At 66.2% G+C, this 15109-nt stretch carries 11 protein-coding genes; 5 read left to right on the top strand and 6 right to left on the bottom strand.

Annotation, left to right across the window (positions count from 1 at the left end):
• Positions 1 to 244 precede the first annotated feature (244 nt).
• Both BCR55_RS18220 and BCR55_RS18225 read left to right on the top strand, forming a co-directional pair.
• Positions 245 to 1402: a porin gene (locus BCR55_RS18220; protein WP_035947072.1), complete on the top strand. Its 1158-nt coding sequence runs from the start codon at positions 245 to 247 to the stop codon at positions 1400 to 1402.
• 288 nt (positions 1403 to 1690) lie between these two features.
• Positions 1691 to 2164, top strand: a complete 474-nt coding sequence (locus BCR55_RS18225) for a VOC family protein (protein WP_006399615.1) — start codon at positions 1691 to 1693, stop codon at positions 2162 to 2164.
• Positions 2165 to 2347: 183 nt separating this feature from the next.
• On the opposite strand, the gene BCR55_RS18230 is transcribed toward BCR55_RS18225, so the two are convergent.
• A complete protein-coding gene (locus tag BCR55_RS18230; protein WP_006399614.1) occupies positions 2348 to 2791 on the bottom strand; it encodes an HU family DNA-binding protein in 444 nt (147 codons plus the stop codon).
• A 257-nt stretch (positions 2792 to 3048) separates the two neighbouring features.
• Between BCR55_RS18230 and BCR55_RS18235 the strand changes: the two genes are divergently transcribed.
• Positions 3049 to 4167 carry an acyltransferase gene (locus BCR55_RS18235; RefSeq protein ID WP_065495311.1) on the top strand — a complete coding sequence of 373 codons (1119 nt, stop codon included), beginning with the start codon at positions 3049 to 3051 and terminating at the stop codon, positions 4165 to 4167.
• A 333-nt stretch (positions 4168 to 4500) separates the two neighbouring features.
• Here the strand turns inward: BCR55_RS18235 and galU are convergent, their stop codons facing one another.
• Entirely contained in the window at positions 4501 to 5388 is an 888-nt protein-coding gene (gene galU, locus BCR55_RS18240) for a UTP--glucose-1-phosphate uridylyltransferase GalU (protein WP_006399611.1), read from the bottom strand.
• Positions 5389 to 5617: 229 nt separating this feature from the next.
• Complete coding sequence (locus BCR55_RS33100; protein ID WP_006399609.1) at positions 5618 to 5761, bottom strand: hypothetical protein; 144 nt, start codon at positions 5759 to 5761, stop codon at positions 5618 to 5620.
• Between the two features lie 211 nt (positions 5762 to 5972).
• On the opposite strand from BCR55_RS33100, the gene BCR55_RS18245 reads away from it, so the two are divergent.
• Positions 5973 to 7148, top strand: a complete 1176-nt coding sequence (locus BCR55_RS18245) for an acyltransferase (protein WP_065496650.1) — start codon at positions 5973 to 5975, stop codon at positions 7146 to 7148.
• 218 nt (positions 7149 to 7366) lie between these two features.
• Here the strand turns inward: BCR55_RS18245 and BCR55_RS18250 are convergent, their stop codons facing one another.
• From BCR55_RS18250 to BCR55_RS18260, 3 genes are read right to left on the bottom strand one after another with little or no spacing between them, the layout of a single operon-like run.
• Entirely contained in the window at positions 7367 to 9832 is a 2466-nt protein-coding gene (locus BCR55_RS18250) for a glycosyltransferase family 4 protein (protein ID WP_065495318.1), read from the bottom strand.
• Positions 9829 to 11295, bottom strand: coding sequence for an oligosaccharide flippase family protein (locus BCR55_RS18255; protein ID WP_006409186.1), 1467 nt, complete (start codon positions 11293 to 11295; stop codon positions 9829 to 9831). Before BCR55_RS18255 ends, BCR55_RS18250 begins: the two co-directional genes overlap by 4 nt.
• Positions 11296 to 11321: 26 nt before the next feature.
• Positions 11322 to 13514, bottom strand: coding sequence for a hypothetical protein (locus BCR55_RS18260; protein ID WP_059936372.1), 2193 nt, complete (start codon positions 13512 to 13514; stop codon positions 11322 to 11324).
• Between the two features lie 510 nt (positions 13515 to 14024).
• On the opposite strand from BCR55_RS18260, the gene BCR55_RS18265 reads away from it, so the two are divergent.
• Positions 14025 to 15089, top strand: a complete 1065-nt coding sequence (locus tag BCR55_RS18265; protein ID WP_006417205.1) for an acyltransferase — start codon at positions 14025 to 14027, stop codon at positions 15087 to 15089.
• Positions 15090 to 15109: the final 20 nt, after the last annotated feature.

The raw sequence follows: 15109 nt of genomic DNA on the forward strand, positions 1-15109 counted from the left end.
GCCGCCAAATCACGCGTCATGTTGTGGTGACCACCACCCTCCGCAACAATCGCAGCGCAGCAAATGTCAACTATTTCAAAAACAGGAACAGTTAGCGATGTGCTTGAAATATATGGACTTTTCGTTGGTGTGATCTTTTCGAGACACTTTATTTTTTAGTCTTTCTTGCCTGTATGGCACTGAGCTATTCTCCAATCCGCAACAAATAACGAATCACGAATCACTTGCGTGGAGATACTCAACGATGAAGAAACTTGCTCTCTCGGCCCTCTCGCTCGCCCTGCTGGGCGCCGCCGGCGCTGCACAGGCTCAATCCAGCGTGACGCTGTACGGCGTGATCGATACGTCGATCACCTACGTGCACGGTAACGCAGGCCAAGGCAACAACTCGTGGTCGATGGGCAGCGGCAACCTGCAAGGCAGCCGCTGGGGCCTGAAAGGTGCCGAAGATCTGGGCGGCGGCCTGAAGGCAATCTTCCAGTTGGAAAACGGCTTCAACTCGGCAAACGGCGCACTGGGCCAAGGCCAGCGCATGTTCGGTCGCCAGGCTTTCGTCGGTCTGCAAAGCAACCAGCTCGGTACGCTGACGCTGGGTCGTCAATATGACCCGCTCGTCGACCTGGTTCAGGCTGTGACGGCCGACAACTATTTCGGCAGCGTCTTCGCTACGCCGGGCGACGTCGACAACAACGACAACAGCCTGCGCGTCAGCAACGCGATCAAGTACACGTCGCCGGTCTGGGGCGGCCTGCAGTTCGAAGCGATGTACGCACTCGGCGGCGTCGCCGGCGCGACGGGCAAGGGTCAGACGTGGGCCGCAGCTGCTGCCTACAACAATGGCCCGCTCGGCCTGGCTGCCGGTTACTTCCACGCGAACAACGCGTCGGCACTCAGCGCCACCGGCACGCGCACGGGCTGGACCGGCACGTCGGACGCGATCTTCGACGGCGATGGCAACTTCATCAACAATGCGTTCACGTCGTCGACGTCGATCGGCATCGCCCAAGCGGCGGCCCAGTATGCGTTCGGCCCGGTGACGGTCGGCCTCGGCTACAGCAACGCGCAGTACAAGGCGGATGCGAACTCGGCGTTCGGCACGAACCAGAAGTACAACACTGGCCGTGCATTCGTGACGTATCAGGCGACGGCACCGCTGCTGCTGGGCGTCGGCTACATCTACACGAAGGCAAGCGGCGACAACGACGCGAAGTACCACCAGGTCTCGCTCGGCGCCGACTACTCGCTGTCGAAGCGCACCGACATCTACCTGGTCGGCGCGTACCAGCACGCCAGCGGCCGCAACGCGGACGGCACGTCGGCACAAGCGTCGATCGGTTCGTACGGCATCGCCGGCAAGAGCTCGCAAGAGATCGTTGCCCTCGGCCTGCGCCACAAGTTCTAAAAACGACGTATCCGGCGTACAGCGCGTTTCGACGCGCTGCCGCCGAACTGAAAAGCCAGTCATCGGTTTCGGCCGCGACTGGCTTTTTTTCGTCCACCGGGCGGCTCGTGCGTCGATTCCGCTGCCCGCGTGCGCCGGCACGACGCTCGGGCGTCGATCGCACTGTCGGGCCAGCCGATACGGTGCGAAGATGGCTCACTGCGGCATGTCGATTTCGACGGTCGTCGACCGTCGTTCCAATGGAGGCGCGCCGTTTGCGTCGACCCCAACCTGACAAGGAGATTCGCGATGACGATTCAGAAGATCACGCCGTTCCTCTGGTACTCGACCGAAGCCGAAGAAGCCGCGGCGTTCTACGCATCGATTTTCCCCGACTCGCGCGTCGTGCGCGTCACCGCAGTGCAAGGTACCAGCGGCACGCGGATGGTCGAGTTCGAGCTGTTCGGGCAGCCGTTCATCGCGATGAGCCACGAGCGGACCGAGTCGTTCAATCACGCGATTTCGCTGATGGTGAGCTGCGCGGATCAGGCCGAGCTCGACCGCTACTGGCACGCGCTGCTCGACAACGGCGGCGCCGCCGACGCCTGCGGATGGCTGCGCGACCGCTACGGCGTGTCGTGGCAGATCGTGCCGGCCGAACTGATTCCGATGATGGCCGATCGCGATCCCGTGAAGGCCGGGCGCGTCGCGAGCGCGATGATGCAGATGATCAAGTTCGACGTCGCCGCGCTGAAGGCGGCCTATGCCGGCACGCCCGCGTAACGTACGGCACGCGGCGGCCGACGCGCGATACGCGGTTGCGATTGCGGTCGCGGCTGCGGCTGCGGCTGCGGCTGCGATTACGGCACCCGCGGCGCAATAAAAATCCCCGCGCGCTTTCGCGGGCGGGGATCTCGTCGGACAGTGCGACGGCGGCCGGCCGCAGCCGGCTGCCGTCGCGCGGCATTACGCCGCTGCGTCCTTCAGCTTCTTCAGCGCACGTGCCTTCACGCGCACCGTAGCCGGCTTGGCCGGGAACCAGCGCTCTTCGCCGGTGAACGGATCCTTGCCGAAGCGCTTCTTCTTCGCCGGCACGGCTTGCGCCGTAATCTTCAGCAGACCCGGCAGCGTGAACTCGCCCGCGCCCTTCTTGTGGATCGAGCCCAGCACGACGTTCTCGAGTGCGGCGAGCACTGCCTTCACTGCCTTCACTTCCACGGCCGCGCGCTCAGCGATGTGCGCTGCGAGCGACGCCTTCGTGAACTTGTCCTTCAGCGGCGTCGGAGCGGCGGGCGCCTTCGCGACGGCCTTCTTGGCCACTACTTTCTTCGCGGGCGCTGCTTTTTTGGCAGCCACTTTCTTGGCCGGTGCGGCAGCCTTCTTGGCCACCTTTTTTGCGGAAGTCGCCATGTTTCTCCTACCAGGTGTGGTCGTTGGATACACGAAGCACGCGACGCGCGCGCTTCAACGCCGGATTCTACAAGCGCCTCGACGCTTCGTGCAGTACTTTTATGCGTTTTCGCGGGGTTTCCCGCAGGTTTTGTTGCGCGCCGCCGACTCCGACGACGCGCGAACGCAGCAAAACACCTATACGTATGCGTCCGCACGCGAATTACGTTCGATATTTGCGCGCCTATACTGACCTCGCTCAACGCCCGGATGTCTTCATGCGCGAAGTCAGATACGTCAAAGGACTCGACGGCCTGCGAGCCATCGCCGTCATCCTCGTTTTCCTGTCCCACAAAGGCCACGTGCTCGCCGTCGACGTCGGCAAGCTCGGCGTGTGGACGTTTTTCCTCATCAGCGGATACCTGATCGTCGGCGAGCTGCATCGCAACCGGCAGGCGGTCGAGCGCGCCGCGATGACGCGCCGGCATGCGCTGGCGCTGTTCCTCGCCAAACGCGCGCTGCGCATCTTTCCCGTCTACTACCTGCTGCTCGCCGCGCTCGCGATCGCGCACGCGCTGTTCTATCAGCGCGACGTGAATCTCGGGCTCGCGTGGCACGCGGCGTTCCTGTCGAATTACTGGATCGGCGTCGTGAAGGACGGCTGGCCCGGCTCGACGTCGCACTTCTGGAGTCTCGCAGTCGAGCAGCAGTTCTATCTGATCGCGCCGCTCGTGCTGCTCGCGGTGCCGGCCGCGCGACACGTCGCGCTCGGCATCGCGGCCATTGCGCTCTGCGCGACCGCGCATGTCGCGCTGTATCTGTGCGACGCGTCGCCGGTGCTGATCTACGCGTTTTCCCCGTGGAATTTCGCGTTGATCGCGCTCGGCGGCGTCGGCGCGATGATGCTCGCCGACCGCGGCACACGCGACGCGCCGCGCATCGCGCCCGGTTGGCTCGGCGCGGCCGGCGTCGTGTTCTTCCTCGCGCTGCCCGCGTGCGCGACGCTGTCCGACGGCGTCGCGGCGCTCGCGGATCTCGGTCTGTCGGCGTCGCTCGGCGCGCTGCTGCTGTGGATCGTCACGCGCCCCGATCATCCGGTCGTCGCGCTGCTCGACTGCGCGCCGCTCGCATATCTCGGCACGATCAGCTACGGCTTCTATCTCTTCCACAACCTGATTCCGGCACGCATCGGCGTGATGCCCGCGCTCTACGCGCACCTGCACGTGCCGCAAGCCGTGCGGACGGTGTTGCCCGAAATGCTGCAGTTCGCGCTCGCGACGCTGCTCGCGCATCTGTCGTGGCGCTACCTCGAGAAACGGCTGCTCGAATTCAAGAAGCCGATCGCGGCGCACCTCGCGCGCCGCTTCGTCGTGCCGGCCGGGACGTCCGCGCGCTGACGGCGTCGGCACGTACACGGCGACGTGCTGCAACGCGGTTCGCGGTTCGCGGTGCGCCGTTCGCCGTTCGCCGTTCGCCGTTCGCCGTTCGGCGTTCGGCGTTCGGCGTTCGGCGTTCGGCGTTCGGCGTTCGGCGTGAGCCGTTGCACCGCTACTCCGCTATTCCACTATTCCGCTGCCCCCGTACACCGGCGCAGCATTCAAGCTCGATCGCTGCACCGACCTGCAACCGCACCCGCCGCACACCCCGCACACGCAAAAAAGCCCCGGACGCCGCAGCGGCCGGGGCCAACGGAACAACCACCACCTGAAACGGCAGCGCTGCGCGGAGACTTATGCGACGGCAGCCAGCGCGGGCAGACAGGTACGCAGATACGCTTCGAATTCGCGGCTGACTTCCGGATGCTGAAGCGCAAGCTCGACCGTCGCCTTCAGATAGCCGAGCTTGCTGCCGCAGTCGAAACGCGTGCCGTAGTAGCGATACGCCAGCACCTGCTCGTTCGCGAGCAGCGACTGGACGGCGTCCGTGAGCTGCAGCTCGCCGCCAGCGCCCGGCTTCAGCCGCCGCAGGTGGTCGAAGATCGTCGGCATGAACACGTAACGGCCGACCACGCCGAGGTTCGACGGCGCATCTTCGGGCGCCGGCTTCTCGATGATGCCGGACAGCTTGATCACGTCCTCTTCCCACTCGCGGCCTTCGATCACGCCGTACGAGCGGCTGTCCTCGCGCGCGATCGTCTCCACACCGATCACCGAGCTGTGATAGTGATCGAATACGTCGACGAGCTGCTTGAGCACGGGCTGCTCGCCGTGCAGCAGATCGTCCGCGAGAATCACCGCGAACGGCTCGCCGTGCACGAGCTTCTCGGCGCACAGCACGGCATGCCCGAGCCCGAGCGCTTCCGGCTGGCGCACGTAGAAGCAGTCGACATGGCTCGGCTTGATGCTGCGCACGAGCTCCAGCAGCTTTTCCTTGCCGCGCGCCTCGAGCTCGGCCTCGATCTCGTACGACTTGTCGAAATGATCCTCGATCGCGCGCTTGCTGCGGCCCGTCACGAAGATCATCTCGGTAATGCCGGCGTTGATCGCCTCCTCGACCGCATACTGGATCAGCGGCTTGTCGACGACGGGCAGCATCTCTTTCGGGCTCGCCTTCGTTGCCGGAAGGAACCGCGTGCCGAGACCGGCGACGGGAAACACGGCCTTGTTGACTTTCAACATGTTCGCATCCTGATTGCATTGATTGCGCCGCGTCGCTCCGCGACCCGGCGCGATTGTTTTCAGAACGGCATATCGGGAATCGCCGCTACCGCCCATTCCCTGCCATTCGCTTTCGATATGGACCGGTTGCCCATGATTTCCGGTAAATCGATCGCCATTTGAAGCGGTCGATATTGCCGAATCGATTGCCGAAGCAGAAACAAATTACCGATCGGCCGGATACAAATGGTTACGATTCGAATTCCTCGATAAGCGGCACGCCGCCGCGCTCGAGGCCCGGCCGAATCGGTTCGTTCTTCAGCGCCTCGCGGTACGCCGACAGCACGGCCATCACCAGCAGTACGCCGGCGCTCGCGATCCAATGCATGTCCATCTTGCGCTCCTTGCATCAATCAACTGGAGCTTCAAACTATCAGAAAAAAATCGGTAAATAATTTACCCGGCACCGGCCGCGCCTTTCAAGTCCCTGTAAATCCACATGCTGAAATAACGCGATTTTCGATCGCGATTTTTTTATTCATTGATCGAATTCTTGCGGATTACGATTGGATCGTCCCTTCATCCGTCGCAAGGAACCGAATCGCATGCAAGCTTTCAGCGGATCGTCTTTCGCCGCCCCGCCCGTCGCCGATCGCAAGGAGCACGTGATCGACGCCATGCGCGGCTTCGCGGCGCTGCTCGTCGCATATTTCCACTGCCGGCAGGTCGTGTGGGTCGGCATGCAGAGCTTCCATCGCGCTTACGGTCACGCGCTCGACCCGAGCGTGATCGTCGGCTATCTGACCTTCCCGTTCGCGTGGGGCTCGGCCGGTGTGCCGATCTTCTTCGTGATCAGCGGCTACTGCATCCATCGCAACGCGGCGCTGAAGCTCGCAGCCGATCCCGGCTACCGGCTCGACGTGCCGAACTTCTGGGCGCGGCGCTTCGCGCGCATCTATCCGGTGTTGCTCGCCGCGCTGCTGCTGACGCTCGCGCTAGACGCGATCAGCCTGCAGATCCAGCCGGTCAGCCACAAGATCCGCGACATCGGCGTCGCGGCGTTCCTCGTGAACCTGTTCTCGCTGCAAGGCGTCGCGGGCTACACGTACGGGTCCAACGGCGCGCTGTGGACGCTGTCGCTCGAAGTGCAGTTCTATGCGATCTATCCGCTGCTGTTCGCGGTGCGCCGGCGCGTCGGCATGCCGGCGGTCGTCGCGGCCGTCGCGCTCGTCAACGTCGTGTCCGCATGGCTGCTCGAACGGCACGACCTGCAGTTCTTCACGTCGTACTGGCTGTCGTGGACGATCGGTGCCTGGATCGCAGACGTGCGCGCGAAACCGGCGCGCGGCGCGGCCGCCGTGCCGTCGCGCGGCTGGTACGGCGCGGCCGCGCTGCTGCTCGCGGCCGGCTGCGGCGCGTTCCATTTCGGGCAGTACGGCGCGTTCCAGCTGTGGGCGGCCGGCTTCGCGTGCTTCCTGTACCGCGCGCTCGCGTGCCCGCCGCGGCCGACGCTGCCGCTGCGCGTGCTCGGCTGGTTCGGCGATTTCAGCTACTCGCTGTACCTGATCCATCTGCCGCTGTTCGTCTGCCTCGGCTCGGTGCTGTTCCGCTCGCAATTGCAGTTGTCGATCTGGCCGTCGTTCGGCTTCATCGCCGTCGCGATTCCGGTCGCGTATCTGTTCTACCTGCTGTTCGAACGGCCGGCGATGCGCTGGTCGGCAAGCCTGAAGCCGACGCGCACCGCACGCGTCGTCGCCGCGGCGCCCGAACGCGCCGCCTGAACACACCGGCGCGCCGCGCATCGGCGCGCACGTTTCCCGCACCCCGCGTCGCATGCAACGGCGCGGGGTTTTTTATCGCCCGGTGCACGATGCACGAAGCACGACGCAACCGATCGCACCCCCGCGAGCCTCGCGAAAAGACAACGCCCTCACACCGCGCGTGGCGGCGTGAGGGCGCATATCGATCGACGCGGACGGCGCGCGCGGCCGCGCACCGCTTACTGATGTTTCGCTTTCGCAGCGCGCGCGGTATCCGCGAGAATCTTCTCGACGCGCTCGACATACGTGCGCGTGCCGAATCGCCGCAGTGCGGTCGCGCGACCGCTCGCGACGAGTCGTGTGCGCAGCGCGGCGTCGGACTGCAGCGCGACGAGCGCGTCCGCGAGCGCCGTCGCGTCGCCCGGCTCGCAGAGCAGGCCGTTGTCGCCGTGCTCGACGATCTCGACGACGCCGCCCGCACGCGCCGCGACGACCGGCCGGCGCGCGAGCATCCCCTCGACGATCACGCGGCCGAACGGCTCGGGCGTGATCGACGTATGCGCGACGACGTCGACGGCCTTCATGCAGGCGGCGACATCGCGCTGGAAGCCGAGGAAATGCACGCGGCCGTCCATCCCGTGCCGCGCGACGGTTTCATGCAACTGCGCCGCGTATTCGTCCTCGCCGAACAGCGGTGCGCCGACGAGCACGACGTGCACGTCCGGCAGCCGCGCGGCCGCTTCGAGCAGTACATGCTGCCCTTTCCAGCGCGCGAGGCGGCTGAACGAGCCGACCAGCCAGGCGTCGGCCGGCAACCCGAATCGCGCGCGCAGCGCGGCCTGGCTCACGTTGTCGAGCGCATCGAACGGCTCCGCGGCAATCCCGTTGAACACGACGTCGACGTGCTGCGGCGTGAACCCGGTCAGCGCGCGGAACGCCTGCGCCGACGCATCCGAGTTCGCGATCACGCGCGTGACGCCGAGCCGAGCGCAATGCTTGATCGCGAGCAGCTGCTTGCCGCCGAAATGATCGGCGCTGACGATGTCGCGCAAATGCCAGACGACCGGCTTGCGCGCGAGCCGCCCGGCGAGCGCGGCGACCACCATCGCGCGCTGCGTGTTCGCATAGATGACTTCGGCACGGCGCGCGCGGTGTGCGACGTCGCGCACGAGCCGCCACAGTTGCGCGAGCGCGCCGAGCGACACACCGCCCTGCTTGCGCACGCCCGCGAGCGCGCCCTGCTCGACCACGTCGACGCGCGCACCGATTTCCTCGAGCGCCGCGCGAAACGGACCGTCGTCGAACAGCAGCACGTCCGCGTTCGCGCGCATGTGCTTCATGATTTCCAGCAGCGACAGCTCCGCGCCGCCGAGCACGCCGCTCTGGTCGAGCACGAGCGTCGCCGGCCCGCGCGGGACCGGCGCCGCGGCCGGCGCGCCGCGCTGGGCGGTCGCGCCCGGCAGCGCCGTCTCCACGTAATCGAGAAAACGTCGCCGGAACGTGTCGGCCGAGAACCGCTCCGCGTTCGCGCGGCACGCACGCGGCGTGAAGCGCTGCGGCGCGCGCTCGAAATCGTCGACGGCCGCGACGATCGCCTGCGGCGTCTGCTCGTCGAAGAACAGTCCGGTCGGGTTCATGTCGGCGCGCGGATCGAGCACCGTTTCGAGCGCGCCGCCCTTGCCGTACGCGATCACCGGCGTGCCGCAGGCCTGCGCCTCGACGACCGAAATGCCGAAGTCCTCCTCGGCAGCGAACACGAACGCCTTCGCGCGGCGCATGCGGTCGTGCAGCACCGCGAACGGCTGGTAGCCCATGATCTCGACGTTCGGGCCGGCCTTCGCGCGGATCTTGTCCATCTCGGGGCCGTCGCCGATCACGACGAGCTTGCGCTCGGGCGTGCGCGAGAATGCGTCGACGATCAGGTCGATCTTCTTGTACGGCACCATCCGCGATGCAGTCAGGTAGAAGTCGTCCTTCACCTCGTTCAGCGAGAACGCGTCGACGTCGACCGGCGGAAAGATCACGGCCGCATCGCGGTGATAGACCTTGCGGATGCGCCGGGCGATGAACGCCGAATTCGCGATGAAACCGTCGACGGCGTTCGCGGTACGCGTGTCCCAGTTGCGGATGTAATGCAGGATCATCCGCGCGAGCAGCGACTTCGGCCCGTGCGTGAGGTTCGACTGTTCCAGATACTGGTGCTGCAGATCCCACGCGTAGCGGATCGGCGAATGCACGTAGCTGATGTGCACCTGGTCGGGACCGGTCAGCACGCCTTTGGCGACCGCGTGGCTGCTCGAGATCACGAGGTCGTAGCCCGACACGTCGAGCTGCTCGATCGCGAGCGGCATCAGCGGCAGATAGCTGCGGTACTTGGTGCGCGCGAACGGCAGCTTCTGGATGAACGTCGTCGTCACCGGCTTGCCGCGCACGAACGCGCGATCGTCGAGAAAGTCGACGAGGCTGAACAGGTCCGCGTCGGGAAAGCACGCGAGGATCTGCTCGAGCACGCGCTCGGCGCCCGCATAGGTGACGAGCCAGTCGTGGACGATCGCGACGCGCAGCGGGCGCGACGCATCGCGCGCGGGCGCCGGTTCGTCGCGCGGCACGGCGCGCAGCGTGCCCGCTTCGCCGGCGACGGCTGCGACCGTCGCGTCGGCCGGCGCCGCATTGAGAAGGGCGTGTTCCGCCAGATCGCGATTCATGTGGTTTTCCTCGCATTGAGACGGCCGATCAGGCCGGACGCCAGCGCGCGCAGCCCCGGCGTCATCGTGAGCGACCAGGCGACGTTCAGCGTCAGCACGATCGCGCACATGCCGATGGATTCGGCGAGCCCCGTCCAGGCGTTCGCAAGCGCGAGGCTCACGAGCAGGAACGCAAGGTGCGCGACCATGTCGAGCACGATCGCGCGCATCCGGATCGCCGACAGATAGAGCAGCACGCCGTAGTCGACCAGCGCGCGGGCGGCGACGACCACCGCCGCGCCGATCAGCCCGTAGCGATGAATGCCGAGCCACAGCGCGCCGACGAAGAACGGCATCTGGACGAGCCCGGCCAGCGCCGCGCGCGCCGGGTTGACCTGCGACTGGATCAGGATCCGCGTGACGCTGGCCTGGCCGACGAGCCACACGCCGACCACGAGCACGCGCCCGACCGGCGCCGAATGCGCGGCCAGATCGGGGCCGACCCACAGCGTCAGGAACGGCGCCAACGCAAAGATCGCGACGATCGCGACCGGCGTGAACACGCCGTTCAGGAATTCGAGCGACTGGCGCGCGAGCGTGTCGGCATGCTCGCGGCCGAGCGCCGACAGGCGCGGGAACAGCGTGCGCACGAGCGCGTTCGGCAGCATGTTCAGCCGCGTGACGAGGTTCTGCGGCACCGTGTAGTAGGTGACGAACTTCGCGCCCATGCCGGCGCCGAGCATCACGCGGTCGAGCGTGTCGGCGATCATGCTCGTCGTGCTCGCGATCAGCATCCAGCCGCCGAAGTTGAACAGTCCTTTCGCGGTGCCCCATTGCGGCGGATCGACGCGCCGGATCCCGAGCACGCGCACGCTCGCATAGCCGAGCATCACCGCGGCGACGAGTCGCGCGACGACCGCGGCGGCGAGCACCGTCTGCAGGTTCGGCGCGATCCACCAGGCCGCGCCGAGCGGCAGCAGCTGGAACAGGAACGTGCCGATCGTCTGGTTCGTGTTGAACACGCCGAAGCGCTCGGCGCCGTTGATCGCGCCCGCGAACACCCACGACACGTTCGCGAGCGGAATCGCGAGCGCGAGCCACGGCAGCGCGAGATACACCTCGTGCTGCATCGCGGCCGACACCTTCGTGAAATACGCGGTGTAGACGAATGCGCCGAAATAGATCAGCAGCCCGCCCGCGATGCCGGTACCGAGATTGAGCCAGAACGCGCTCCAGAACACGCGCGCGCTTTCGGCCGCATCGCCGCTCGCGAGCGCCTTCGAGATGTGGTTCTGCGCGGCCATGCTCATGCCGAGATCGAGAATCCCGAAATAGCCGATCAGCGTCCACACGAGACTGACGACGCCGTAGCGCTCGACGCCGAGCGCGTGGATATACGCGGGCACCGTGACCAGCGACACGAAGGTCGGCAGAATCAGCCCGACGAAATTGATCGATACGTTCTTCAGTATGCGTTTGTCCATGCCTGTGCCTTGTCGACGGCCGCGCGTCACGGTTTCCAGCGATACATCAGCACCTTGCCGCGCGCGTCTTCCTCGACGAACACGAGGTACTCGCCGTTCTCGCGGCGGAACGCGCTGATGCCGAACGGCACGTCGACCCATCCCGACGCGCGGCCGACCTCCGGCCCCGGACTCATCACGCCGACTTCCTTGCCGGTTTCGTTGTCGTACACGTGGATCTTGCCGACCGGCTCGACCGCGAAGAGGTAGCGGCCTTCGACGGTGATGCCGATCAGGTCGAGAATCGGCTTCGCATCGAGCTGCCACGGCAGCGCGATCGTGTAGCGCGCGACCGGCGAGCCCGTCGACCACTTGTCGAAGCGCACCAGCACGCGGCCGACTTCCTTGTTGATGCCGGGCTGCGGCGGCGCGTCCGCCGTATAGCCCGTCACGTAGAGCGAATCCGTGCGCGCGTCGTAGATCGCGCGACGCAGCTGCGTGAACGGCTTCGGCATCGGATACGTCGTGACCTTGTCGTACGCGTAGATCGGGTTGCCGGCCTTGTCGACGCCGCCGTAGCGGAACCGGTGAATCCCGCGCACGTCGCTCGTGCGCCAGATGTCGCCCTTCGTGTCGACCCACCAGCCCCAGCCGCCCGCCTTCGCGTTGCCGGTCGTATTGATCTCGAATTCGTCCGCATCGAGGCGGCCGTTGCCGTTCGCGTCGCGCCACAGCCAGTCGCCGCCCGGCGGCTTGTTCGGCACCTTGTCGACCGGCCGCGCACGGCCCGCGATCAGCCCGGACGGAATCGCGACTTCGCCGTCGCGCTTCGCGTCGAAGCGATAGATCTTCAGGTGATCGGCATACATGTCGGTCAGGTACAGGAACGTGCGGCCGTCGAGACGGCGTGCGGTCGGCATGCCGGGCCACTGGTCGGTGTGGAACACCGGATCGTCGGGATACTTGAAGCGGTTCGACAGGAAGCCGACATATTTCCAGTCCTGGCCGGGCGGCTTCGACAGATCGAGCTCGAAGCGCTTGTTGCCGGTGTACACGCTGTCGGGCCGCGCGGGATCGAGCCACGCGCCGTCGACGAACAGCAGCCCCTGCACCTGCCAGCGCAGCGTGCCGTCCGGCGTGTAGCTCTCGAGCACCGCGCCGAGGCCGGCGCCGATCGTGTCGTGACGCGGGCCGATCCCGTTCATCGCGACATAGACGTTGCCCGCGCGGTCGACGCCGACGCCGGTCAGCCCGTTGAAGCGCTGCGGGCCCGGACGGCCCGGCACGGGACCGGCGAAAATGCCGCCGCGCACGCCGAGCGTGCCGGACGGCGCATAGCGCTCGCCGCTCTTCGAGAAAATCAGGATCTGCTGGCGCGGGCCGTTGTCGGCGACGAACACGCGCCCCTTCGTGTCGACCGCGACGTCGACCGCGTCGGTGCCGTCCGGCAGCGCGGGCGCGTCGTCGATCTTGCGGCCGTCCGCACGCACGTGCACGAGGCGCGCGGGGCCGTTCAGCGTGTCGGTCAGCAGCCACAGCGTGCCGTCGGCGGCGAGCGCGATGCGTCCGGGCTCGTGTGCGCTCCACGTGCCCTTTTTCTGCATCGTCTCCGCGTCGTAGACGTCGACCGCGTCGTGCGACGGGTTGGTCGCGAACAGCGTCTTGTCGTCGGCCGCGAGACCGCCGACTTCGGCTTTCAGCTCACCGGCGTCCGGCTTCGCCGCGGCCGGCACTTCGTTGACCACCATGAAGCTCGCGGCCATCCGCGCGCGGCCTGCGTCCGCCCGCCCGCCGGGCGCGACCGACGGCGCCGCGCGAAACGGCGCAGGCTGCTTCATGTCGCCGATCGCGCGCCGCGAGATGCCGAACCACTGCTTGCCCTTGTCGGGCCAGATGCCGGGCGACTGCAGCCGGCCGCGTTCGTTGCCGACGCCGATCGCGACATACGCATACTTGCTGTTCACCGCGATCGCGTTGCCGCCGAGATTGCCCCAGCCATGCGTGCCGCCCGCGAAGCCGAGCATCTTGCCGTCCTGATAGACGCTCGCCTCGGCGCCGCTCTCGTCCCACGGCGCATTCGTATAGACCTTGCCGTCGGGCGTGACCGCGATCGCGCGGATGTCGATCTGCGTCCAGCGGCCGTCGCCGTAGCCGAACGTGTTGCCGATCCACGACGTGGTCGCGGGCAACACGGTTTCGGCCGATGCGGCGCCGGCAGACAGCACCGCGCACATCGTCATGCCAACCAGAATCAGACGTCGCAATGCGCTTCTCCAGACTCGATGCTCGGCGACCGGAACGGCGGCGCACGGCTGCCGCGAAACGTCCGGTCGCTAAATGGGTTTCAAACGTCGCGATGCAGGTTACAAGCAAAAATAATCACAAGAAATTTGGAAATATTTGGGGATGTTTCAGCCTGAAATATCGAACCGGAACGCGCGCGCCTGCTCGTGAAAATCGGCAATAACGACCGCCGTTCACGCGCGTAGTACGTAGAAAATTCCGCCGACGCACGTCGTGCGTGGCCATGCGGGCGCCCGCCTTTCAGCGGCTTTCATTTTTCGATTGCGCGCAATGCGCTTCGAATGCCCGCCGTTGAATAAATGACATGCGTTTTTTTGCCGATTTCTTTTCCGTAGAATCGGTTTCGATTCGATATTCCACTTAAAAGGCATGCATTACGTTCACGCATCGAATGCAGGACGCGCGACGCCGGCAACATGGCACGCGCGTCGCGAAGGGGCGGCGCGATGACGGGCCCGACGCGCACCGCCGAACTCGCACCGCCGCAGCACGGCCGCATCGTCCAGCTCGACGGGCTGCGCGCGATCGCCGTCGGCGCGGTGTTCCTGCAGCACGCGCTGAAGGCGCCGCTGTGGATGGGTGTCGATTTGTTCTTCGTGCTGAGCGGGCTGCTGATCACCGGCATCCTGCTCGAACGCAAGGCACGCGGACAGTCGTACTTCAGCCACTTCTATGCGCGCCGCGTGCGCCGGATCCTGCCGCCTTACGTGCTGCTGCTGATCGTGTCGACGCTGCTGTTCGGCGCGACCTGGCTGCCGCACTGGCCGTGGTACGCGTTCTTCTCGACGAACATCGGGCTGTCGCTCGGCAGCATCGGCCACGACAGCCTGAACGTGCTGTGGTCGCTCGCGGTCGAGGAGCAGTTCTACATCTTCTGGCCGTTCGTCGTGCTGTGGTGTTCGGAACGCGTGCTGCTGTGGGTCGCCGCCGCGCTGATCGTCGTCGCGCCGGTGTTGCGCGCCATCGCGACGCCGTGGTTCGACTCGTTCTGGCCGATCTACTACCTGACGCCGTTCCGCATGGACCTGCTCGCCGCCGGTGCGCTGCTCGCGATCGTGCTGCGCCGCGACCGTCGCGCGCTGGAGCCGTTCTATCCGCTCGCGATCGTCGGCGCACTCGTCGCGCTCGCGATTCTCGGCGCGCTGCACTTGTCGTTTCCGCGTTTCCGCGCGGCCAATACGCCGCTGTCGAACGCCGCGCTCTACAGCATCTCGCTGCTGCTGTGCACGTCGATCGTCGTGATCGCACTTCGCGGGCGCGGGCTCGTCCAGCGCGTGCTGACGAACCCGGTGCTCGTCTATATCGGCACCGTCAGCTACACCGTGTATCTGATTCACCTCAGCGTGCTGTACGCGCTGTGGCCGCTGCATCTGAACCGCTTCGTGACGGCCGCGCTCGCACTTGCGATCACCCTCGCCTACGCGACGCTGAGCTGGTACGGCTTCGAGCGCCGCCTGACGCGCGGCCCCGCACGCCGCGCGCTGCCCGCCGCGGCACGCACGACCGCCTGATTTTCATCTTCCATCGTTTC

This window comes from Burkholderia sp. CCA53 (genome assembly GCF_001685525.1).
In the GTDB taxonomy this organism is placed as follows: Bacteria; Pseudomonadota; Gammaproteobacteria; order Burkholderiales; family Burkholderiaceae; genus Burkholderia; species Burkholderia multivorans.

Coding starts and splice junctions, on each gene's coding strand:
- BCR55_RS18220 (WP_035947072.1), top strand. CDS start 245: ATGAAGAAACTTGCTCTCTCGGCCCTCTCGCTCGCCCTGCTGGGCGCC.
- BCR55_RS18225 (WP_006399615.1), top strand. CDS start 1,691: ATGACGATTCAGAAGATCACGCCGTTCCTCTGGTACTCGACCGAAGCC.
- BCR55_RS18230 (WP_006399614.1), bottom strand. CDS start 2,791: ATGGCGACTTCCGCAAAAAAGGTGGCCAAGAAGGCTGCCGCACCGGCC.
- BCR55_RS18235 (WP_065495311.1), top strand. CDS start 3,049: ATGCGCGAAGTCAGATACGTCAAAGGACTCGACGGCCTGCGAGCCATC.
- galU (WP_006399611.1), bottom strand. CDS start 5,388: ATGTTGAAAGTCAACAAGGCCGTGTTTCCCGTCGCCGGTCTCGGCACG.
- BCR55_RS33100 (WP_006399609.1), bottom strand. CDS start 5,761: ATGGACATGCATTGGATCGCGAGCGCCGGCGTACTGCTGGTGATGGCC.
- BCR55_RS18245 (WP_065496650.1), top strand. CDS start 5,973: ATGCAAGCTTTCAGCGGATCGTCTTTCGCCGCCCCGCCCGTCGCCGAT.
- BCR55_RS18250 (WP_065495318.1), bottom strand. CDS start 9,832: ATGAATCGCGATCTGGCGGAACACGCCCTTCTCAATGCGGCGCCGGCC.
- BCR55_RS18255 (WP_006409186.1), bottom strand. CDS start 11,295: ATGGACAAACGCATACTGAAGAACGTATCGATCAATTTCGTCGGGCTG.
- BCR55_RS18260 (WP_059936372.1), bottom strand. CDS start 13,514: ATGACGATGTGCGCGGTGCTGTCTGCCGGCGCCGCATCGGCCGAAACC.
- BCR55_RS18265 (WP_006417205.1), top strand. CDS start 14,025: ATGACGGGCCCGACGCGCACCGCCGAACTCGCACCGCCGCAGCACGGC.